A 21,903-nucleotide genomic window follows, 5' to 3' on the forward strand; every position below is an offset into this window, starting at 1 on the left:
CTCGAGGCCATCACCCGAGGTCGAAGACCTCGATCTGACGGATCGTGACCCCGACCTCCGCCCGCACGCGGATCGCCGGGGTCACGACCCGTGACACCAGCTCGAACGGGGTGGTCCGGTCGGCCGGGAGGTCTGCGTCGTGCGTGGTCGGCGCTGCGCACCAGTTCCCGTCCGGATCGAGGACCTCCCACCGCAGGCATGCCGAGGAGGCCGCGGCGATCATCGTCACGGTGACGTCGCTGACGGCGCGGGACTCGGCGAAGCGCCACCCCGCCCATTCGCCGGCTGCCAGGGTGACGCCGTCAGACCCCGACGGATCTCCGTCGTCGAAGAGACGCCCGGCGTCTACGACGGATGCGGACGCGATCCCGTCTCCGCCGGCGGCCGTCAGGTCGCGGCGCCAGGTCGCGGCATCGGCCGGTGAGTGCTCGCCCCGCTCGAGGGCATCCGATGGGTCGGTGCCGAAGACCAGCTCGAGGTCGGCGTCGCCGACGAGAGCGCCGATGGGCAGCTCGGCCAGCGCAAGATCGACGCCGTCGAGCCGGGCGCGCTGCAGCACATGCGCTCCCGGCTCGCGGCGATGAGAGCGGATCCGCAGCGAGCGGCCGTCTGCGCGATCGACGCGGACGTCGTCGAAGAGGGGAGACCCGATCCGCAGCACTCCCGACGCGAGCTCGAGCGGGTAGAGCCCGAGGGCAGCCCACAGCCACCATGCGCTCATCTCGCCGTTGTCCTCGTCGCCGGGGAAGCCCTGGCCGATGTGGGCGCCTGCGAAGAGGCGGCCGGCCAGGTCGTGCACGATCGCTGCCGTGCGCCACGGTCGGTCGCTGAACGCGTACATGAAGGGGATGTGGTGCGCGGGCTGATTCGAGATCGCGCACATGCCCGAGCGCAGGGCGCGTGCCTCCCGCTGCTCATGGATCACCGTGCCGTACGCCCCGCCGAATCGCTCATCGGCAGTCTCGGGTTCGGTGAAGAGGGCGTCGAGGTGCTGACCGAAGGAACTGCGGCCACCATGCAGCGCCGCGAGTCCGGTTCCGTCATGCACGGCGCCGACCGACATGCCCCAGGCGTTCGTCTCGACGTTGTCGCCGCCCCAGATGCGCGGGTCGAAGTCCGCGGCGAAGGCGCCCGTCGCGTCCTTGCCGCGGAGGAACCCGGAGTCCGCATCGAACAGCGTGCGGTACGACAGGGCCCGGTTGGCGAAGTATCGGGCGAAGGATCGGTAGCGCGCGGCATCCTGAGCTGAGTCCGCGTCGAGCTCTGCGTCGGCAGCGAGCTGCGTGGCGAACCGGCCCAGCGCGGCATCGCTCACGGCGTTCTCGATGGTCCAGCTCATGCCCTCCGGCACGTCGGAGGAGATGAATCCGGTGAAGCGCCCACGGGCGATGCCCTTGCGGCCACGCAGCGCGTCGGGTCCTGGCTCGCAGGCATTGCGCCAGCCGCTCTCGAACGCCTCCGGGTGATCGAACTCCACTCCCCACCGTGCGGCATCGGCGAAGATCTGGTCGCTCGACGTTCCCACCATGCTGTCGACGTATCCCGGAGCGCTCCACCGGGCCATCCACCCGCCGCGCCGATACTGGGCGAGCTGGCCGTCGAGCAACCTGCCGGTCAGCGCGGGGTCGAGCATCGCGAGCGCGGGCCACTCGGTGCGGTAGGTGTCCCAGTAGCCGTTGTTCACCACGAGCTCGCCGCTGACGAGCGGGGCGACGGTGGCGCGTTCGCCGAACGGCTCTCGGGCCGCGAAGACGTCGGCGAACCCAGGGAGCGGCGCATCCGCGGTTCCCGTGTTCTCGGCCGCAGTGTTCGGATAGAGGTGCATCCGGTGCAGGGCCGCGGCGATCCGACCTCGATTCTCCTCGTCGGCAAGCCGTCGATACGGAGCCTCCGCCGCGGGAAGGGGAGGGATGGTCACGCGTCCGATCACGCGGTTCCATGATGCCGCGGACGCCGCCCGCAGCTCTTCGTAGGACACCTCTGCCGGGGCTTCGAGCGCGAGGCTGCGTCTGGCCTGATCCACCGACACGAACGAGACCGCCACTCGCACCTCGAGCGAACCGCGCCCGCCGACGTAGCCGGCGACCCGCCCCCGCCCGGCGTCGTCGAGCGGGCCACGCGGGCCCGGCTCCTCTCCGCCCTCGCCGTGCAGCACCGTGCCGACGAAGTAGCAGCGCGGAGCGTTGCCCCAGTCCTCGGTGCCCTCGGGCGTCCATCCCTCGAAGCCCCCGGCATCGGTCCAGTCGAGTCGGCCCTCGTCGGTCGGCTGATCGATCACGAAGCCGATGGCCGCGTCGGCGTCGGCTCCATGCACCCGGAAGGCGGCGGCGTGCGAGGTCGCGGTCATCTCCACGCGCAGTCCGCCGAGGTCGACGGCGTATTCATGCGGCCGTGCGCGCTCGGTTCCGGGGGTGATCCAGCGTCGACGGTCCGCACGGCCGGACGCCGGACGCCCGTCGAACGGCATGAGCTGGAGCACCGAGCGGTCGCCGATCCACGGGCTCGGTTGATGCGAGAACTGCAGTGCCTCGAGACGTCTCCCCGCGGGGTCGTCGTGGATGCTGGGGCGGTACGGCCAGCGGGTATCCGACGCGTCGGTGGCCGGAGTGACGAACGTGAAGCCGTGCGGAACGGCGACTGCGGGGATGGTGTTGCCGCGGGAGAAGCGTGGCCCGGAGTGCGTGCCTCGCCGGGTGTCCACGCGTTCGACCGGCGGAAGCTCGGCCGCAGAAGGCAGTGCCGGCATCTCCTCGACGGTGCACTGCACGAACCCGCTGACGCGTGGGGGGAGATTCGCCTCGTTCGCCAGGGATCCGGCGCCGAAGACGAGCTCGACGGTGACAGGCGTGTTCGACCTCGACCGCAGCGGGGCGAGCGACACGGTGTCGGCGTTCCACTGCTCCGGCAGGCTCCAGCGTGCCGCGAACTGGGCATCGGGGGTGACGGCGAAGTCGTACCGATCACGCACGGCGGCCATCTCGCCGAGCCTGGAGCCATCGGCGCTGCGCACATCGACCGTCACCGCGAGCGCCGCATGCGGGGCGAGGGTCGCCTCGCTGCCGTCGGCGTAGAACGCCCAGTGCAGCACGGTGTCGGGCGTGACGGGGATGTCCGTGAGTCCGGGGACATCGATCCGCTGTTCGCCCGCCGAGGGGTCGAACGCGAAGGCGAAGACCTGGCCGGCGATCACGCCCGCCCGAGGGCGGGACGATGGAGGATCGGCCGGCCCGTCGGCGGGCGCGAGGTGCACGGTGCTCACCCCTTGACCGCGCCCTCCTGCACACCCTTGAAGAAGAACCGCTGCGTGAACGAGAACATGATGACGATCGGCACGAGAGCGATCATGGTGCCGGCCGCGATCAGACGAGGATCGACCGAGAAGCTGCTGTTCAGATAGGCCATGCCGACGGTCAGGGTGTACTTCGACGGGTCGGAGAGCACGATGAGCGGCCAGAGGTAGTCGTCCCAGGCGCCGATGAAGGCGAAGATCGCGACCACCGAGACCATGCCGCGGATGTTGGGCCACACGATGTGGCGGATGCGCTGCCAGGTGGTGGCGCCGTCGACCGTCGCAGCATCCAGCACATCCTTCGGGATCATCCGGCAGGCGGTGGCGACGAGCAGTACGTTCATGGCGCTGATCGCACCGGGCAGGAACACGCCCCACAGGGTGTCGGCGAGTCCCAGGGCGCGGATCGTGAGGAAGTTGCTGGTCACGGTGACCTCGCCGGGGAAGAGCAGGGTCGAGAGCAGGATGGCCATCACGATCCACTTGCCGCGGAACCGCATGCATCCGAGGGCGTAGCCCGCGAACGTCGCGAGGATCACGTTGCTGAGCACCGTGCCGACCGACACGAGCAGCGAGTGCCAGGCGTAGAGGTAGACCGGCACGATCTCGGCGACCGTGACGTAGTTCTGCAGGGTCGGCTCGCGGGGGATCAGGTTCGGCGGGAACGAGTAGATGTTCTCCTGCGGGCCCTTGAACGAGGTCGAGAGCTGCCACAGGAACGGACCGATGACGATCACCAGCACGAACAGCAGGAGCGCGTAGCGGCCGATGAGTCCGCCGAGCGTCGGCTTGCTGAAGTCGCCGGAGCCGCGGCGGCGGAAGATGGGTTCGCGCGTGGGCGTCGCCGGCCGATCGTCGGGTCGACGGTCGTCGTCGATGCGCGGCGGAGTGAGCGTGCTCATGCGGAGACCTTCGCCTTCTTCTCGCGATTCATGAACGCGATCGCGGCCAGCGGGATGAGGGTGAGGAGGAACAGCGCGACGCTGATCGCCGAGGCGTAGCCGATGTTGCCGTTCAGGCCGGAGCCGACCTGACGGATCAGCATCACCAGCGACATGTCGTAGCCCCCGGGCCCGCCCGTGCTCTTGGAGAGCACATCGAGCTCGGCGAACACCCTCATCGCAGATACCGCTATGAGCACCGCGATGAGGAGCATGGCGCCACGCACCGAGGGGATCGTCACGGACAGGAAGCGACGGAACGAGCCCGCACCGTCGAGCATCGCCGCCTCGTGCAGCTCCTTGCCGACGTTGCCGAGGGCGGCGAGGTACACGACCATGTAGTAGCCGAGGCCCTTCCAGACCGTGAGCAGGATCGCGCAGCCGAGCAGCAGCCAGCGATCGACGAGGAAGGCCATGGGCTTGTCGACGAGTCCGAGGAACTCGAGCGTCTGGTTGATGATGCCGCGGCTGTCGAACAGCCAGGTCCAGATGAGTGCGACCACGACCACCGAGGCGATGACGGGGAAGTAGAAGGTGGTGCGGAAGAACGCGATACCCGGCAGCTTCTTCTGCACGAGCAGCGCCAGCAGCAGCGGGAGGATTGTCAGCAGAGGCACGCAGACCACCACGTAGATGATGCACGTGGTGAGGGCGTTCCAGAACATCTCGTCGCCGAACATCCGCTCGTAGTTCGCCCCGCCGACGAACTCGGGTGTGCGCAGGGGGCGCGCGTCGGTGAAGCTCAGGAAGACGGTGTTGAGGAACGGCCAGAGCGCGAACACCAGCACCCAGATGACGGCGGGGCCGAGGAGAAGCCACGGCGTGAACCACCGGTGCGACGTGATGGTCTTCCGCCCTCTCCGGCTTCCGCTCCGGATGCTGGTGTCCGCGCTCATGCTCACTGGTCCACGCGGTTCGCGTTGGCGTACTCGACGATCTTGTCGAGCTGCTCCTGCGCGTCGGCCTCGCCGTTGACGGCGAGCGCGATCTGCTGGGTCATGTACGTCGCCATGTCGGAGGTCCACTGGAACGGGATGGCCTTGGCGTCCTGCATGGCGGTGAACACGGTGTCGATGGCGGTGAGCTGCTTCTCGTCGGTGATCGTCGATGAGATGTTCTCGACGACGGCGTCACCACCGGAGGACGTGCCGGGGGCCGTGCCGACGGCGAGCGACGAGAACGCGACCTGGTTCTCCTCGTTCGTCGCGAACTCGGCGAACGCGAGCGCGGCCTCCTTGTTGTCGGAGTCGGCCGAGATGTTGAGCCCCTGCACGTAGAGCGGCGGGATGCCGAGTCGCTGGGTGGCGACGGTGTTCTCGAGCAGTGCGGGTGCATCCTTGGCGAGGTCGGTGGTGAATCCCGTGCCGCCGGTGGTGAACGCGACCTTCTCCTGGATGTACGCCTCGGCGTTTCCGCCGTAGTCGCCGGTCAGGGCCTCGGCGGGCATCGCTCCGGCCGCGTAGGCGTCGGCATACTTCTCGATGATCGCTGCGGCTTCGTCGGTGTTGAAGTCGAACTCGCCCTCATCGTTGATGACCTCCATGCCCGCCGACGTGAACGTGTCGAGCGCGGGGATCGACGACAGCAGCTGCACCTTGCCGCCGGACTCGGTGGCGACGTCCTTCGCGAGGGTCAGCAGCTCGTCGACGGTCGTGGGAAGGTTCTCCTCCGTGACGCCGAACGGGGCGAGCTGAGCGAGGTTCCACCACGAGGCGTCGCTCGAGAGGTACCACGGCAGGCCGTAGGTGCCCTCGACGCCGGGGTACTGGCTGTAGGCGTCCCACGCTCCGGCGTTGTAACCCGACTTCAGATCCGGATCGGCCGTCTCGAGGTCGACCAGCTTGCCGGCCGCGACCAGCGGATAGGCGATGTCCGGCGGCAGGTTCAGCACGTCCGGCAGGGTGTCCGCATTCGCCTGGCTCAGGATCTTCTCCTGGTAGCCGTCGCCCGGCTGGTCGAGCCACTCGACGGTGACATCGGGGTGCTCCTTCTCGAACGCGTCGATCAGGTCTTCGAAGTAGGGGGTGAACTTCTCGTTCTTCAGCGACCAGGTCTGGAACTGGATGGTTCCGCTCAGCTCGCCGGAGGTGTCGATCGGACCGGCGGCACCCGATGTGGTGCCCCCTCCGGTGCAGCCGGCGAGCGCCATGGCGCCGATCGTGAATGTTGCCAGAGCGACAATGCGTGCGGGAACTTTCATCGTGCTTCTTCCTCGAGGCGGGCGATTGGCGGTGTCCACTGAGCGGACTACAACGCTTTAGCAGATGAAACCATCGGATGCGGTCTCTGTCAAGGTCTCGACGCTCGGCCCATGGACAAGTCGCGGTATTCCGGGTGGCGGCTTGTTGCTCAAGCGTTATAGTGGTGCGACATGTCCTCGTCGGAGGGCTCTGTCGGAAAGGTCCGGACACATGACGCAGCGCCGCGCTCTCGATGCTCGCCTGAGATTCGGGGCGAACTACACGCCGTCGAAGGACTGGATGCACTCCTGGCTCGACTTCACACCCGATGATGTGCGGCGCGACTTCGCGGCGCTCGCCGAGCTCGGGCTCGATCACGTCAGGGTGTTCCCTCTGTGGACGGTGCTGCAGCCGAACCGCACGCTCATCCGCACGAAGGCGATCGACGATGTCCGCGCCATGATCGACATCGCGGCGGAGTTCGACCTCGATGCCAGCGTCGACGTGATCCAAGGACACCTCTCGAGCTTCGACTTCGTGCCGTCCTGGCTCTACACCTGGCACGACCGCAACATGTTCACCGATCCGAAGGCGCTCAGCGGCCAGGTCGACCTCGTGCAGACGCTCGCCGGCGCCCTGCGCGACGCCCCGAACTTCCTCGGTCTGACGCTGGGCAACGAGACGAATCAGTTCTCGGCGCACACCCACCCTTCTCCGTGGCCGGTCACGACCGACGAGGCGGGGCACTGGATCGAGTCGCTGCTCGCCGCGGCGGAGGGAGCAGCGCCCGGTCTCTCGCACGTCCACAGCGAATACGACGCGGTCTGGTACATGGACGGGCACGGATTCACCCCCGCGCATGCCTCCCGCCTGGGAGAGATGACCACGATCCACTCGTGGATCTTCAACGGCACCGCGCAGCGGTACGGCGGCCGGTCGATCGCCGCGGACCGGCACGCCGAGTACCTCATCGAGCTGTCCCGCGCCTTCGCGACCGATCTGGACCGGCCGGTGTGGCTGCAGGAGGTGGGTGCGCCGTCGAACTGCCTCGACGAGAGCGAGATGCCCGGCTTCCTCGAGGCGACCCTGCGATCGGCGGTGCGCACCGAGAACCTCTGGGGCGTGACCTGGTGGTGCTCGCACGACGTGAGCCGGGATCTCGGCGACTTCCCCGAGCTGGAGTACTCGCTCGGCCTGATCGATCAGAGCGGCGCCGCCAAGCCCATCGGCCGTCGGTTCGCCGAGCTGATCCCGGAACTCCGCGAGCGCACCGCGGCGCCCGAGCGCGAGACGGCGATCGTGATCGAGGTCGACGAGCGTGAGGTGCCGGCGAGCCGGGCGGCCCTCAGCCCCGGCGGCGCGGTGTTCCAAGCTTGGGTGGACGCGTGCGGGGACGGCCTCGATCCCGCGTTCGTGACGTCGCACACCGCGAGCGAGGACTCGGCGCTCGCCGCGCGCGGCATCCGTCGGCTCATCCGCCCTGATCTGTCGACGAGCGGTGTCGACCCCTACGGCTCCGTCAACACCGTCGTCGGCGGCTGAAGACGTCGTCGCAGGACGCCGGAGAACCGTCGTCAGGATGCTGCCGCCGGCGGAGCAGTGCTCTCGCGGGCGGTGAGAGTGGGTGTGGGGCCCTGCGCGCTGGGCAGGTTGATCGCGGCGACGATCTGCTGCAGCAGCAGCGTCGCGGCCTGCTCGCCGAGCTCGAACGTGTCGCGGGTCATCGCGGTGATCGACGGATTGATCAGGCCGGCGATCACCGAGTCGTCGAAGGACGCGATCGAGACGTCGCGGGGCACCGCGCGGCCCATCTCCTGAGCGACGCGCAGGCCGGCGACGGCCATCACGTCATTGTCGTAGACGATCGCCGTCGGGCGCAGGCGACCCGACAGCTGGGAGCGTGTGACGGCTGATGCCCTGGCGGGGGAGAAGTCCGTGGTGATCACCTCGCCCGAGATGCCGTCGGCCGCCATGCGATCGAGCACCTCGGCGCGCAGTCGGGTGTGCTCGAGTTCGGCGGGACCCGCGACGTAGGCGATGCGCGTGTGGCCCAGGGCGGCGAGGTAGGAGAACAGCGTCTCGGCCACCTCGTCGTCGGCGATCCAGACACTGGGCACCGCACCCTCGGGCGACGGCTTCGACCCGATCAGCACTGCCCGGGCGTCGAGTGCCGCGATGCGATCGCTGCGAGGGTCGTCGTCACGAGGGTCGATCATGATGATGCCGTCGACCTGGTTCGACGACCGCCACTGACGGTGCACCTCCATCTCTTCCGCGATGTCGCTGACCAGGCGCAGCTGGAGGCTCACCTTGCTCTCGGAGAGACGTGACTCGATGCCGGCGATGAGATCGGTGAAGAAGGCCTCGGATCCGAGCGAGCGGGCGGGGCGTGCGAGCGCGAAGCCGACCGTGTTGGCCCGAGCGCCGACCAGTGCCCGCGCGGCCGAGCTCGGCTGCCAGTGGTTCTCCTCGACGATCGCCAGGATCCGCTGGCGGGTCTCGTCGCTCACGCCGGGGCGGCCGTTGAGTGCGAAAGACACGGCACCGGGTGAGACTCCGGCCATACGCGCGATGTCCGCGATGGTGACGCGTTTGCCCGAGGTCATGCGCTCACACTACTTGATCGGTTTAGCCGCTCGGAAGCCGCCGGACACGGTTCGCGCCGGTTCTACTAGATCGCTTTAGTAAATCCGATAGCATTGTCGGCAACCGCCCGACTCTGGGCGCGAGTCAGTCCCCCTCTCACCGTCGAGCCCGGAGAATCAGACCATGCATGACGACACCTCGCTCACCGTCGGACGCGTCAAGCGGGTGCTCGACGAGCGCATCCGCCCGGCAGTCCACTCCGCCTCCGTGCCTCTCGCCGTCGAGGTCAACGAGATCCCCGGTGAGCCGATCAGCCCCGCCGACGGGCTCGCTCTCGACTTCGCCCCGGCATCCGTGCCGAGCATGTGGGGCCCTGCCTGGTCGACGACCTGGTTCAAGCTCACCGGTCGCGTGCCCGCCGAATGGTCCGGCCGTCGCGTCGAGGCCGTCATCGACCTCGGATTCGACATCAACATGCCGGGGTTCCAGTGCGAGGCGCTCGTCTACCGGCCTGACGGCAGCCCGGTCAAGAGCATCAACCCGCGCAACCAGTGGCTGCCGATCACCGAGGACGCGCACGGGGACGAGCCGGTGGAGCTCTATCTCGAAGCGGCAGCCAACCCGGTGCTGCTCGACTACCACCCCTTCCTGCCCACGCAGGAGGGCGACGTCCGCACGTCCTCCCGCGAGCCGCTCTACCGCACCCGCCGCATCGACCTCGCCGTCTTCGAGCAGGAGGTCTTCGAGCTGTCCCTCGACCTCGAGGTGCTGTTCGAACTCCAGGCAGAGCTGCCGGCGACCTCGCCCAGACGCATGCAGATCCTGCAGGCCATGGACGACGCCCTCGACGTGCTCGATCTGCAGCGCATCGTCGAGACCGCCTCCGATGCCAGAGCCCGACTCGCACCCGCGCTCGCGGCGCCTGCCGAGGCCAGCGCGCACCGCATCTCGGCGATCGGGCACGCGCACATCGACTCCGCCTGGCTGTGGCCGGTGCGCGAGACCATCCGCAAGGTCGCCCGCACCACGTCGTCGATGACGACGCTGATCGACGAGCAGCCGGACTTCCTCTACGGCATGTCGAGCGCGCAGCAGTACGCGTGGTTGAAGGAGCACCGCCCCGAGGTCTACTCGCGCGTCAAGGCGGCCGTCGCTGAGGGGCGCTTCCTGCCGCTCGGCGGCATGTGGGTCGAATCCGACACCGTGATGCCCTCAGGCGAGTCGCTCGTGCGCCAGTTCTCGTACGGACAGCGCTTCTTCGAGCGAGAGTTCGGCATCCGGTCGAAGGGCGTCTGGCTGCCCGACAGCTTCGGCTACTCGCCCGCCCTCCCGCAGCTCATGCGCCGCGCCGGGTTCGAGTGGTTCTTCACGCAGAAGATCTCGTGGAACCAGCAGAACGTCTTCCCGCACCACTCCTTCCTCTGGGAGGGGATCGACGGGTCGCAGGTCTTCACTCATTTCCCGTCGATGGACACCTACAACTCGCAGCTGAGCGGCATGGAGGTCGCCAAGGCCTCGCGTCAGTTCAAGGAGAACCGGGTGACCTCGCGGTCGATCGCTCCGGTGGGCTGGGGCGACGGCGGCGGCGGAACCACCCGCGAGATGACCGGCAAGGCGAAGCGCCTCGAGAACCTCGAGGGCAGCGCGCGCGTCGTCTGGGAGCACCCCGACGACTTCTTCGACGCTGCCCGCGCCGAGCTGCCGAACCCGGCCGTGTGGGTGGGCGAGCTCTACCTCGAGCTCCACCGCGGCACCCTCACCAGCCAGCACGCCACGAAGGCGCTGCACCGCTGGGCCGAGCATGCGCTCGTCGAGGCCGAGCTGTGGGCCGCGACGGATGCCGTGCGCACCGGCGCCGCATACCCGCAGGCCGAGTTCGACCGCCTGTGGGAGACCGTGCTGCTGCACGAGTTCCACGACATCCTGCCGGGCACGTCGATCGCGTGGGTGCACCGTGAGGCCGTCGAGGTGCTCTCGAACGTGCTGTCCGACGCGCGTGACATCGCCGATGCCGCCCGCCGCTCGCTGGCGGGCGAGGGAGACCGCGAGCTGCGCTTCGTGCCAACCTCCGTCGGCGTCGGCGACGGCCGGGCGCTCGGCGCCGGCTTCGTCGAGGCGTCGGCCGCGGCATCCGTCCTGCTCTCCGGCGAAGACGGCGGATGGCGCCTCGAGAACGAGATGGTCTCCGTGCTGATCTCCGCCGAGGGTCTGATCGTCTCGGCGGTCGACAAGGCGTCGGGTCGCGAGGCGGTGCCTGAGGGGCGCGCGGCGAACCTGTTCCAGCTGCACCAGGACTTCCCCAACATGTGGGACGCCTGGGACATCGACAAGTACTACCGCAACAGCGTCGTCGACCTCACCGCGGTCGACTCGATCTCGGCATCCGTCGTCGACGGCACCGCCTCGGTGGAGGTGACGCGCTCGTTCTCCGAGTCGACGATCGTGCAGACGATCACCCTCGCACCGGGTTCACGCACCGTGCTGCTGCGCAACGACATCGACTGGCACGAGACCGAGAAGCTCCTCAAGCTCGCGTTCCCTCTCGACATCCAGGCCACCCACACCGAGGCCGAGACGCAGTTCGGCTATCAGTCACGCGTGACGCACACGAACACGAGCTGGGAGGCGGCGAAGTTCGAGACCTCGATGCACCGCTTCGTGCTGGTGCGCGAGCAGGACTTCGGTGTCGCGCTCGTCAACGACTCGATCTACGGCTACGACACCTCGAGGGACGTGTCGGATGATGCCGTGACGACCACGGTGCGACTCTCGCTGCTGCGGGCGCCGCGGTTCCCCGACCCCGACACCGATCACGGCCCCCACCAGATCGAGGTCGGCTTCGTGGTCGGCGCGGATGCCGCGATCGCCACCGCCGAAGGCATCCGGCTCAACTCGCTGCCGACGCTGGTGCGCGGCGCTCGCGAGGTCGCACCGCTCGTGACCGTCGACGGCGAGGGCATCGTGATCTCGGGTGTGAAGCTCGCCGACGACGGGTCGGGCGACGTGATCGTGCGCCTCTACGAGGCGCTCGGGCGTCGTGCGGTCGGGTCGCTGGATGCCGGCTTCGAGCACCAGGAGATCCGCGAGGTCTCCCTGATCGAGGACGCGCTGGACGACGGTCGCGTGGGCGGAGAGCTGCGTCTGCGGCCGTTCGAGGTGCGCACGCTGCGCGTCGTGCGCTGAGGCTCCATTCTCTCGACTCCCCGCGCGCAACAGAACCTCTGGCGGAGAGTCGCCTCCGCCTGCATACTCGGTTGCACGACCGGCGATGGGGAGCCTCGAGCGAAGGAGCACGAGATGGAGCAGTACCTGTGGGTTCTGAAGGACAAGGAACGAGACCTCATCCGAGAGCTCGAACCAGACCGGTTGGCAGAGCTGGATGAAGACGGCCTGCTGGCGCTGCACAAACGTGTCAGGCGGGCACGCAACAAGCACACGACGAACTATCGGCGCGGTGCGGCAGAGCGGGTCGAGCAGGCTGGCGGGCGAGGTGCTGCGGCGGCCGGCTCCGACAAGGCCCGGGGCCGGGCCTACGTCTTCGAGGAGGCGCTCTCGATCATCAGCGCCGAGCTCGCTCGAGTGGCGCACGAGGAGGCGGAGGCACTCAAGGACGAGAGACTGGCCCGCGCCCGTGAGGGCAAGTGGAGCGGTCCCTCGTCTGACACACCGCTCGACGAGGGAGTGTCCGGCGGTCGCATGCGGGAGCATCAGCAGACGACCGGAGGAGTGAAGCGAGACGCGTCCACTCGCGCCCAGGGCGCTCGCAGACAGGCGAAGCGCGACTCGCGCTGACGACATCCGGGGGCGGCGAGCTGAGTCGGCCATTGTGGCCGCAGCCTCACGGGAGGACGATGGGCGGATGGCGACCGTCGACGACGTCCGTGAGATCGCTCTCGCGCTGCCCGGTGTGACCGAGCGCGTAAGCGGTCACACGGGCGAGCCGTCCTGGCGGCTGCCGAGCGGACAGATCGCCTGGGTGCGCGGGCCGAGCAAGGTCGACCTGCGGCAGCTTTCCGATCTCGGACTCGAATGGCCCGACGGGCCGGTGCTGGGCGTGCGCGTCGCGAGCCTCGAAGAGAAGACGGCGCTTCTCGCCGCAGAGCCCGAGGGGCTGTTCTCGATTCCGCACTTCGACGGGTACCCGGGCCTGCTCGTGCAGCTCGACGTGGTGGATCGAGACCGGCTGGCCGAGATCATCGCGGATGCGTGGCTCGTGCGCGCCCCGGTGCTCGTCGCGAAGCAGTGGCTCGCCGAGCGCGGCCTCGACTGATCAGGCCGCGGTCAGGAACGGTCGTGAGGCGTCGAGGAAGGCGCGAGGATCATCCGCCCACAGCCGGATGCGATCGACCTGATGCGTCCCGCCCTTCGGCGCGAGACCGGGAAGTCGGATCGCGACCGGGCGTTCGAGCTCGATCTCGATGTTGGTCTTGTCCTGCATCCGCTCGGCGTACTCCGAACCGATGACCCGCGGCTGCTTGGGCTCGTCGACCCGACGGCTGATCGCGATCGACGCGATGTCGGACCAGCCGATCGGCACGTCGAGCTCGAGTCCGCTGCGCACGCGCACGCCGTCAGGCCCCACGGCGTGCGGCCGCATGAGCATCGCGCACAGGAGGCCGACCATCCAGGTGACACCCCAGATCCCGAGCACCAGCAGAGGGATGCGCACGGCGGGCCACTGATGCACGATGAGGTCGAGGATCGGGATCTCCACCGCGGAGAGACCGATGAAGATGAACAGCACCGTGAGCACGGGGCGGTGATAGCCGATCCCCGTGCCGCCCTTCGGGACTGCGGGGCGGCGGGCGATCGCCCGCGCGATGCTCGAGTAGACGCGAAGCTCGGCGACCCATGCGCGATGGAGGAAGTCGAGTGTGCGCGCGATCGGGGTCGGGGTGGGAGCGGTCGAGTGGAGCTGCTCGGTCATGGCGTGCCCTCGGGGGTGGTGGTCGCGCGCGCGTCTTCAGGGGCGGAGGTTGCCGCGGTGGTCACGAGGTGTTCGAGGTGTGCGGCGACGGCCGACAGGCCTCGCTCGACCGCGGCGCGGTCTCTCGGAGCGATCGCGGCCAGAAGGGTCGCATTGAGCTGTTCGTGCTCTTCCTGCATCCGCGCCATCGTGTGGGTCGCGGCTTCCGTCAACTCGACCAGTACTGCGCGTCGATCGCTGGGGTGCGGCGTGCGGCGGACATGTCCCGACTTCTCGAGAGCGTCGACGAGGCCGGTGATGTTGCGAGGACTGACTTCGCAGAGCTGCGCGAGAGCCTGCTGGGTCGACGGGCCAGCATGCTGCAGGACCCACAGCAGGTGCACGCGGGCAGTCGTGAGGCCGGTGCCGTCGAAGGCGCGGGCCATGTCCCTCTGGAAGAGGTCGGCGATCTGCAGCAGTCGGTCGACGAAGAGCGGTTCCATAATTGTGATGCTACTACATTGTTACCTGTGTTCACTAGTTGGGGGTCCCTCGCTGCCGGGGTGCGACCCTTCTGCGTTGTATTGGGAGATTGGAATATGTCGTTGAACTGGGGTAAATAGGGGTGATTTCGGGTCTCGAATGTCGGTGGCCCTCGGTTGACTAGGGGGTATGAACAGCACCGCGGAGCTTCTGGATCGGGTCATCGCCGACCTCGATGCGGTGCTGTCCGGCGACGGGCTCGCGGGGTTGTCGGATGCGGAGCGGGTCACGGTCCTGCAGGGTGCGGGGGCGGCGTTCCGACGGGTCGAGGCCGTGATCGTTGAGACCGTAGCGACGGGGGATGCGGGTGACTTTCCGCATTCGGCGGGATGCCGGGGGATGAATGAGCTGCTGCAACGCACGGTGGGCGTCGATGTGCGAGGCGCGACCCGGGTCGACAAAGTGGTCGACCTCGTGCGGCGGCCGATGAGTCTGGCGGGCGAGAGGATGCCGGCGCGGTGGTCGGAGATGCGGCTGGCCCTGCTCGACGGGGTAGTCGGCGTCGCGGGGTTCTTGGCGGCGACGGGGCCGATCGAGAAGGTCTGGGATCGCCTCACGGTCGATCAGCGGTTGGCGGCGGATGTCGCGTTGGCGGGGTGTGCACGCGGTCACGGCCTCGACGCGGGACCCGACGAAGACCCGAGTGCTGACGAGGATGTGGCCGGTCCGTCACCGACCACGCAGGATCTGAAGGCCCTGGCGGAGGATCTCGCATCGATGTTCGACCCCGATGGTGAAGAGCCGAAGGACGAGGATGCGCGGCGTCGTCGGGGGATCATGATCGGCCAGTTGAAAGACGGCATGCACGTGATCCGCGGATACCTGACCCCGGATGCCGCTGCCCAGTTGCAGCTCATCATGGACGCGATCCTCAATCCCAAGGGCGAGGGGCCGCCGATGCCCGGCGTGTTCTTCACACCGAGCGGGGGCACCGATGCCGACACCGATTCTCCGGATACCGAGTCTCGCGACACCGACTTTTCGCGCGCTGGGGCTGGCGCAGACATGGCGGCCGATCCGGAGGAGCCTGATCCGTTCAACTCCGATCCGCGGTGCGTGCTCGATGACCGCACCGCGGCGCAGAAGCGCCACGACGCCCTGACGGCAGCGCTCGGAATCGCTGCCCGGCACAAGGACATGCCCACCCTCGGCGGCGCATCGCCCGTCCTTGTCGTCAAAGTCGACGCGAAAGACCTCGCGGCCCACGCCACGGGCGCCGCCTTCGGAGGCACTGCCTCCGAAGCGAGTGGCAATGGAGGGTGGGCGACGATCCCGGGCTCCGGTGCCCACGTCCCGGTGTCCGTTGCGGCGCAGGTCGCGTGCTCCGGAGCGATCCAGCGCGTGCTCATGGATGAGGGCCGGATCATCGGCATCACGACCACCGACCGGATCTTCACCGTGCATCAACGCCGCGCGATCATCGCCCGCGACAAGGAATGCCTGATCCCCGGATGCCACGTCCCCGCGTCATGGTGCGAGATCCACCACGTGACCGAACACTCACGCGGCGGACCGACCCACACGGACAACGGTGTGCCGTTGTGCTGGTGGCATCACCGATCCCTCGGCACCTCGGGGTGGGAGATCCGAATGAACGCCGGCCTTCCCCAGGTGCGGGGACCGGCATGGTGGGACCCCGACCAGCGATGGCGCACACCACGGCTCAGCCTGCCGGCACCCTCTCGGGTTCCCCGCACCTTGCTTCGCGTCTGAGCACGCCCGGGCGAAGACGACGCACGCCCGGATGGGGCCGACGCGCACCCGGTCGGGAACGACGCACACCCAGGCGGGGTCAGGCCGGGTCGAGCCTCAGGACCTCAGGCGACTCGCCGCCGGTGACCTCATCGGCGACCCGGATGCTGCGCGCGAGGTCATCGAGCGCACCGTCGAGCGTGCCGAAGCGCTCGCGGTCACTGCACATCGCGGTCAGTGTCACCAGGTGCGTGCCGGTGTCCCAGGTGTACGTGACGAACGGCGGAGACGCGGGTGATGGCGGCATCGCCACGACGAGCTTCTCGCCCGCACCCAACCACCGACTCGAGAACGACACCGTGTCGTCGTAGTCCATCGGCATCGAGGCGCGAGCCACCCGCACCTGAGGGGTCAGCGCCTGCACGGTCGCCATCGCGACGACCAGCTCCGGATCGGCCTTCCAGGTCCACACGAGCACACGGCCGTCCGCCCGGCGCATCAGCATCGGGGCCGCCTGGCTCATCGCCCACGCGCCGATCCGCGAACCGGGGCGTTCGGTGACGCCGATCGCCGAGTTCACCTGCCCCAGCAGCATCCTGATGGCCGCCTTGCGGTGCCGTCGCCCCTTCCAGCCGAGCGAATCGGTGACGGGGATCCACATCCGGGGGTCGGCGTCGGCAGTCAGTCGCATTCCTCCACGCTAGGGGGTGAGGCTGAGGGATGCCGGTATGCCTCAACGGTCGGATCAGGCCCCTCGGGTAGAGTGGCGAGCGCCCGATCGGGCTCTTTGACCGCCGTACCGTAAGGCAGAATGTCCTCCTCTACCTCCGATCCGACGAGCGCTCCCGACGTCGCCCCCGACTCCGGGCAGCGTCCGCTTCGCATCCTGATCGGATGCGACACCTTCGCCCCCGACATCAACGGTGCCGCCCGCTTCGCCGAGCGCCTCGCCGCCGGCCTCGTGCAGCGCGGCCACGACGTGCATGTCGTCGCCCCGAACCTGGTCTACCGCCGTGCTGCGCCGCGGACGGAGGTCATCGAGGGCGAGCCGATGACCCTGCACCGACTGCCCTCGGTGCGCTGGGCTCCGCACGACTGGCTGCGGTTCGTGTGGCCGTGGCGCGTGAAGCACTACGCCCGCAAGATCTTCGACACCGTGCAGCCCGACGTCGTGCACATCCAGTCGCACATCGTGATCGGTCGGGGGCTCGCCCGCATCGCGCACGAGCGCGGCATCCCGGTGATCGCCACGAACCACGTGATGGCCGAGAACATCCTCGACCACACGACGATGCCCAAGTTCGTCGACGACCTCGTGCTGCGCTGGGCATGGGGCGACGCGAAGCGCACCTTCGCCCTGACGCGCGCGATCACCACACCGACACGTCGCGCCGCCGACTTCCTCGAGCGGACCGTCGCCGTCGAGAACGTGATCCCCGTCAGCTGCGGCATCGATCGCACGCAGTACACGCCCGTGATCGCCCCTCGTGAGAAGAATCGCATCATCTTCGTCGGACGTCTGACTGCGGAGAAGCAGGTCGAGGTCATCCTCGAGGCGATCACGAAGCTCGACCCGGCGCTCGAGGCGACCTTCGACATCGTCGGCGGTGGCGACCAGCGCAAGCAGCTCGAGAATCTCTCGCATCAGCTCGGCCTCGCCGATCGGGTGACGTTCCACGGCCGCACGAGCGACGAGGAGCTTCGTGCGCTGCTGTCGCGCGCCTCCGTCTTCACGATCGCCTCGATCGCCGAGCTGCAGTCGATCGCGACCATGGAGGCGATGGCCTCGGCGCTGCCGATCGTCGCCGCGGATGCCGTCGCGCTGCCGCACCTCGTGCACGACGGCGAGAACGGCTTTCTGTTCGAGCCCGGCAACGCGGATGTCCTCGCCGAGCGGCTGACCGACGTGCTCACCGCATCGCCGGGAGAGTATGCGCGGATGCAGCAGGCATCGCTCGACGGCGTCGCGATCCACGACATCAACCGCACACTCGACACGTTCGAGGCGCTGTATCGCGACGAGCCGCTTCCCGAGTGACGACGCGCGTCATGCACATCGTCTTCTTCGGGGATCAGCACCTGGACTCCCTCGGCGGAGCCCAGGTGTCGATGCGGCTGCAGCGGGAGTTCCTGGAGCGCGCCGGCCACACGGTCACCGTCGTCGCGCCGACGATGCACGGAAGCCGCGCCCCGCGGATCGCCCACCCGTCGAACGTCGATCTGCCGTCCGTGCCGATCACCGCCGACCGCGAGTACTCGATGAGCTGGCCCGGACGCGCCACGGACCGTGCGCTCGACCGTGCGATGACGCACCGTCCGCCGGTCGACCTGGTGCATGTGCAGGCCGACTTCTGGGGCGCCTTCATCGGCCACCGGTATGCGGCCCGCCACGGCATCCCCGTCGTGCACACCATGCACAACCGCGTCGATGTCGGAATCGCCGCGGTCACCCCGCTGCATGGACCGGTTCTCTCGGTGTTGAACGTCTGGCGGCGCCGTGCGCTCGCGGGGGCGGTGCCGACGATCGGCGGCAGTGACGGGTGGGCGTTCCTGCGCGGGATCGCCGGCGGTGCCTCGGCGGTGACCGCGCCCTCCACCCACTTCGCGCGGCGCCTCGAAGAGCATGGCGTGTTCAGTCCCGTCGATGTGGTCTGGAACGGCATCGACGACGACATCCGCGACGCGACGCTCGCCGCTGCACCCGGCGAGCGTGAACCGGGGCGGCCTCGTTTCGTCTGGCTCGGACGCATGAGCCCCGAGAAGCGGCTGCTTCCGTTCCTCGAGGCCTTCGTCGAATCCGGCATCGACGCCGATCTCGAGATCATCGGCGGAGGCGCCCAGCGAGCCGCGGCCGAGAAGGTCGTGGCGGGGCTTCCGCACGTGCGGTTCGCCGGCAAGCTCAGCTATCCCGACACGCTGGCGCGAATCGCCGCCGCTGACGCGCTCGTGCAGACGTCGATCGGCTTCGAGACGCAGGGGATGACGCCGTTCGAGGCGGCGACCCTCGGCACGCCGTCGGTGATCAGCGACCCCGACATCGCCGCGGAACTGGGAGGCGGTCTCTGGGCTGTCCCGGGCGCGTCAGGCACCGAGGACCAGCGACGGGCGGGTCTCGTCGAGTCCCTGCGCCGCGCGGCATCCGACATCGCTGCCGGCGTCGCACCTCAGCCCATGCGCGAAGTCTCGGAGTCGTTCCGTCAGTCGTCGCGCACCGCCGCGATGATCGAGGTCTACGAGCGCGTGCTCGCGGCTGAGTCTCGCGCTCAGAACCCGAAGTAGTAGAACAGGTTCGACACCCACGAGATGAGGGTGCCGACGACGGTGCTGCCGCCGACGCCGATCGCGATCGCCGCGAGCAGGTGGGGTGCCGGGCGCCGAACCGCGATGAGGCCGAGCACCAGACCGGCACCTGCACCGGCCAGCACAATGAGATTCACGAGGTTCGACAGCAGCTCGACGAACTGGTAGCCGACGCTCATGTACATGAACGGGGTGACGATCTGGAAGAAGAGCCCCATGACCGCGGCGCTCACTGCCACGATCAACGCGGTGAGGCCGAGGCTTCCCGGCCGCGGTGCTGTCTGACCTGATGGGGACGGCGGCGTCGCGACTCCGTAGGGCTGGCCCGGTTGTCCGTAGGGCTGGCCGGGTTGTGCGTGCGGCTGACCCGGGTACGTATACGGCTGGCCGGTTTGCGCGTAGGGCTGGCCGGGCTGCGCGGGCGGCGGGGCCTGGTGCGCGGCCGGCTGGGGCTGCGCAGGGTACGGCTGGCTCGGAGAGGGATGCGGGGCCTGTCCGCCATCCCGAGGCTGGCCCGAATCCTGGGGGACCTCTGGGTTCTGCTGCTGGTCGCTCATCGATTCTCCGGACGGTCAGAAAGGAAGCGCGTAGAAGAGATTCGACACCCACGAGATGACGATTCCGACGAGCTCCGATGCGGTGATTCCGATCGCGATGCCCGCGAGGATCTGCGGCCCCGGTCGTCGCACCGACATCAGGCCGAGGATGAGTCCGACGACGGCGACGACCAGCACGAGTCCGTTGCCGATCGCTGAGAACGCGCCGATGGCGGAGGGGTCGCCCGTCATCCGGAACATCAGAGGGTACGACAGCGTGACGACAAGCCCGATCGCGAGAGAGACCAGAGCGAGAAGGAAGGCGGTGCGCCCGAGGCCCGCTCCGGGCTGGGGCGGACGCTGCTCACCCGGGTACGGCTGTCCTCCATACGGCTGTCCTCCATACGGCTGCCCTCCATACGGCTGCCCGGGATAGGGCTGTCCGGGATAGGGCTGTCCGGGGTGCGGCTGTCGGTCGTACGGCGGCTGCGGCGGATGCGGCGGTTGCGGCTGCTGCTGTGGATACGGGTGCGGCTGCTGTGGTGCCGGCTGCGCCGGATGGTGCGAGCCCGCGTAGTCCGGGGGAGTTCCGTGTGGCTGCGCAGGAGGCTGCTGGGGCTCGCTCATGCACACGAGCGTAGCCGCGCGCGTCGCCGCACGGGGAGATTCCGCTCCCGTTCAGCGATAGACGCGCCCGGTCTCCGCTCGGTCGAGGGCGTCGCGATCGGCGACGCGGGACCAGTCGGTGGGAACGCGTCTGTGTCCGTCGCGCCGGAGTTCGATGATGGTCGCGACGGCGGCCCACACGGCCAGGGCGATGAGTGCGATGATGAGGATCATGGCAGAAACGCTACGATCCCTCTTGATCTGCCACGAGTGGCAGAATAGACTCTGCTCGTAGGAAAACTGCCAAACCGGGAGAACGCCATGATGAAGACCGTCGCCTGCATCGTCCAAGACGGCTTCGCGCCGTTCGAGTTCGGGCTCGCGTGCGAGGCGTTCGGCCTCGACCGGTCGAACGACGGGGTGCCGAACTTCGACTTCCGCGTCATCGCTCCGCATCCTGGCGTCGTGAAGTCGAAGCTGGGATTCTCGATCAACGTCGAGCACGATCTGTCGTTCGCGTACGAGGCCGACCTCGTCATCTTCTGCCCCGTTCCTCGCGAGTACTGGACGCAGATCGATCCGCTGCTGCTCGAGGTCGCACGCGACGCGGTGGCGCGGGGGGCCTGGGTGCTGACCATCTGCAGTGCCTCGTTCATCCTCGGCGCGGCGGGTGTGCTCGACGGGCGCCGCGCGACCACGCACTGGATGTACTCCGAGGTGATGGCTGAGATGTATCCCGAGATCGACATCGACCCCGACGTGCTGTTCGTGCAGGACGACCGGATCATCACGAGCGCCGGCACGGCAGCCGGCATCGACGCCTGCCTGCACCTGCTGCGCATCGAGCTCGGCGCCGAGCTCACCAATCGCATCGCCCGCCGCATGGTGGTTCCGCCGCAGCGCGACGGCGGCCAGGCGCAGTTCATCGACCGCCCGATCCCGGTCGCCCAGAACGACTCCCTCGCCGCTGTCGCTGACTGGGCCGTCGAGCACCTGCGCGACGACCTGGGCGTCGATCAGCTCGCCGCGCGCGCGCTCATGTCTCCCCGCACCTTCGCCCGTCGCTTCAAGGCGGAGTACGGCGCGACTCCCGCGGCCTGGCTCGCGCGACAGCGCGTGCTGCACGCCCAGCGGATGCTCGAGCGCAGCGATCTGTCGCTCGAGCAGATCGCCGACGAGTGCGGCTTCGGTTCGGCGGCCGTGCTGCGGCAGAACTTCTCGCGGGTGCTCGGCACCACCCCGACGGCCTACCGCGCGCGCTTCTCGTGCGCGGACGAGACGGAGTCGTCGGCCGCCTGACCGCTCGGCCGCCTCATGCGGCGTG

The 21,903-nt window shown here is 68.7% G+C and carries 19 protein-coding genes; 8 read left to right on the plus strand and 11 right to left on the minus strand.

The genetic code is table 11. The features are described 5' to 3' along the window. Positions 1 to 10 precede the first annotated feature (10 nt). The 4 genes from ACIP5T_RS13420 to ACIP5T_RS13435 are packed head-to-tail and all read right to left on the minus strand — an operon-like array spanning position 11 to position 6,430. Positions 11 to 3,259 carry a glycoside hydrolase domain-containing protein gene (locus ACIP5T_RS13420; protein ID WP_400864015.1) on the minus strand — a complete coding sequence of 1,083 codons (3,249 nt, stop codon included), beginning with the start codon at positions 3,257 to 3,259 and terminating at the stop codon, positions 11 to 13. Beyond that, positions 3,256 to 4,191 carry a carbohydrate ABC transporter permease gene (locus ACIP5T_RS13425; protein ID WP_400864018.1) on the minus strand — a complete coding sequence of 312 codons (936 nt, stop codon included), beginning with the start codon at positions 4,189 to 4,191 and terminating at the stop codon, positions 3,256 to 3,258. The genes ACIP5T_RS13420 and ACIP5T_RS13425 overlap by 4 nt, the downstream gene beginning before the upstream one ends. Continuing rightward, positions 4,188 to 5,126 (minus strand): carbohydrate ABC transporter permease, encoded by a 939-nt coding sequence (locus tag ACIP5T_RS13430; protein ID WP_400864021.1) that lies wholly within the window; start codon positions 5,124 to 5,126, stop codon positions 4,188 to 4,190. The genes ACIP5T_RS13425 and ACIP5T_RS13430 overlap by 4 nt, the downstream gene beginning before the upstream one ends. Positions 5,127 to 5,128: 2 nt before the next feature. After that, positions 5,129 to 6,430 carry an ABC transporter substrate-binding protein gene (locus ACIP5T_RS13435; protein ID WP_400864023.1) on the minus strand — a complete coding sequence of 434 codons (1,302 nt, stop codon included), beginning with the start codon at positions 6,428 to 6,430 and terminating at the stop codon, positions 5,129 to 5,131. A gap of 211 nt (positions 6,431 to 6,641) precedes the next feature. Here ACIP5T_RS13435 and ACIP5T_RS13440 point away from each other — a divergent pair, with 211 nt between their 5' ends. Further along, positions 6,642 to 7,952, plus strand: coding sequence for a glycosyl hydrolase (locus ACIP5T_RS13440; RefSeq protein WP_400864026.1), 1,311 nt, complete (start codon positions 6,642 to 6,644; stop codon positions 7,950 to 7,952). A gap of 32 nt (positions 7,953 to 7,984) precedes the next feature. Here the strand turns inward: ACIP5T_RS13440 and ACIP5T_RS13445 are convergent, their stop codons facing one another. Next, positions 7,985 to 9,016 carry a LacI family DNA-binding transcriptional regulator gene (locus ACIP5T_RS13445; protein WP_400864029.1) on the minus strand — a complete coding sequence of 344 codons (1,032 nt, stop codon included), beginning with the start codon at positions 9,014 to 9,016 and terminating at the stop codon, positions 7,985 to 7,987. Between the two features lie 163 nt (positions 9,017 to 9,179). Here ACIP5T_RS13445 and ACIP5T_RS13450 point away from each other — a divergent pair, with 163 nt between their 5' ends. From ACIP5T_RS13450 to ACIP5T_RS13460, 3 genes are all read left to right on the plus strand, one after another. Continuing rightward, positions 9,180 to 12,179, plus strand: a complete 3,000-nt coding sequence (locus ACIP5T_RS13450) for an alpha-mannosidase (RefSeq protein ID WP_400864032.1) — start codon at positions 9,180 to 9,182, stop codon at positions 12,177 to 12,179. A 114-nt stretch (positions 12,180 to 12,293) separates the two neighbouring features. After that, a complete protein-coding gene (locus tag ACIP5T_RS13455) occupies positions 12,294 to 12,788 on the plus strand; it encodes a hypothetical protein (protein ID WP_400864035.1) in 495 nt (164 codons plus the stop codon). Positions 12,789 to 12,855: 67 nt separating this feature from the next. Continuing rightward, entirely contained in the window at positions 12,856 to 13,266 is a 411-nt protein-coding gene (locus tag ACIP5T_RS13460) for an MmcQ/YjbR family DNA-binding protein (RefSeq protein ID WP_400864038.1), read from the plus strand. Here the strand turns inward: ACIP5T_RS13460 and ACIP5T_RS13465 are convergent, their stop codons facing one another. Together ACIP5T_RS13465 and ACIP5T_RS13470 are read right to left on the minus strand one after the other, a co-directional pair. Continuing rightward, positions 13,267 to 13,923, minus strand: a complete 657-nt coding sequence (locus ACIP5T_RS13465) for a hypothetical protein (RefSeq protein WP_400864041.1) — start codon at positions 13,921 to 13,923, stop codon at positions 13,267 to 13,269. Continuing rightward, a complete protein-coding gene (locus ACIP5T_RS13470; protein ID WP_400864044.1) occupies positions 13,920 to 14,405 on the minus strand; it encodes a MarR family winged helix-turn-helix transcriptional regulator in 486 nt (161 codons plus the stop codon). Before ACIP5T_RS13470 ends, ACIP5T_RS13465 begins: the two co-directional genes overlap by 4 nt. Positions 14,406 to 14,574: 169 nt before the next feature. On the opposite strand from ACIP5T_RS13470, the gene ACIP5T_RS13475 reads away from it, so the two are divergent. Then, positions 14,575 to 16,158 carry a DUF222 domain-containing protein gene (locus ACIP5T_RS13475; RefSeq protein ID WP_400864047.1) on the plus strand — a complete coding sequence of 528 codons (1,584 nt, stop codon included), beginning with the start codon at positions 14,575 to 14,577 and terminating at the stop codon, positions 16,156 to 16,158. Positions 16,159 to 16,237: 79 nt separating this feature from the next. Here ACIP5T_RS13475 and ACIP5T_RS13480 read toward each other — a convergent pair whose 3' ends face one another. Then, positions 16,238 to 16,828 carry a hypothetical protein gene (locus ACIP5T_RS13480; RefSeq protein ID WP_400864050.1) on the minus strand — a complete coding sequence of 197 codons (591 nt, stop codon included), beginning with the start codon at positions 16,826 to 16,828 and terminating at the stop codon, positions 16,238 to 16,240. 120 nt (positions 16,829 to 16,948) lie between these two features. On the opposite strand from ACIP5T_RS13480, the gene ACIP5T_RS13485 reads away from it, so the two are divergent. Beyond that, positions 16,949 to 18,175, plus strand: coding sequence for a glycosyltransferase (locus ACIP5T_RS13485; protein WP_400864052.1), 1,227 nt, complete (start codon positions 16,949 to 16,951; stop codon positions 18,173 to 18,175). Then, complete coding sequence (locus ACIP5T_RS13490; RefSeq protein WP_400864055.1) at positions 18,172 to 19,416, plus strand: glycosyltransferase family 4 protein; 1,245 nt, start codon at positions 18,172 to 18,174, stop codon at positions 19,414 to 19,416. Before ACIP5T_RS13485 ends, ACIP5T_RS13490 begins: the two co-directional genes overlap by 4 nt. On the opposite strand, the gene ACIP5T_RS13495 is transcribed toward ACIP5T_RS13490, so the two are convergent. From ACIP5T_RS13495 to ACIP5T_RS13505, 3 genes are read right to left on the minus strand one after another with little or no spacing between them, the layout of a single operon-like run. Next, positions 19,401 to 19,994 (minus strand): hypothetical protein, encoded by a 594-nt coding sequence (locus tag ACIP5T_RS13495; RefSeq protein WP_400864057.1) that lies wholly within the window; start codon positions 19,992 to 19,994, stop codon positions 19,401 to 19,403. The genes ACIP5T_RS13490 and ACIP5T_RS13495 overlap by 16 nt on opposite strands. Positions 19,995 to 20,009: 15 nt before the next feature. Then, positions 20,010 to 20,600, minus strand: a complete 591-nt coding sequence (locus ACIP5T_RS13500) for a hypothetical protein (RefSeq protein WP_400864060.1) — start codon at positions 20,598 to 20,600, stop codon at positions 20,010 to 20,012. A gap of 51 nt (positions 20,601 to 20,651) precedes the next feature. Continuing rightward, complete coding sequence (locus ACIP5T_RS13505) at positions 20,652 to 20,813, minus strand: hypothetical protein (RefSeq protein ID WP_400864063.1); 162 nt, start codon at positions 20,811 to 20,813, stop codon at positions 20,652 to 20,654. A gap of 90 nt (positions 20,814 to 20,903) precedes the next feature. Between ACIP5T_RS13505 and ACIP5T_RS13510 the strand changes: the two genes are divergently transcribed. Further along, complete coding sequence (locus ACIP5T_RS13510; RefSeq protein WP_400864745.1) at positions 20,904 to 21,878, plus strand: GlxA family transcriptional regulator; 975 nt, start codon at positions 20,904 to 20,906, stop codon at positions 21,876 to 21,878. Positions 21,879 to 21,903: the final 25 nt, after the last annotated feature.

The sequence above is a fragment of the Microbacterium sp. NPDC088619 genome (assembly GCF_044752825.1).
Lineage (GTDB): Bacteria > Actinomycetota > Actinomycetes > Actinomycetales > Microbacteriaceae > Microbacterium.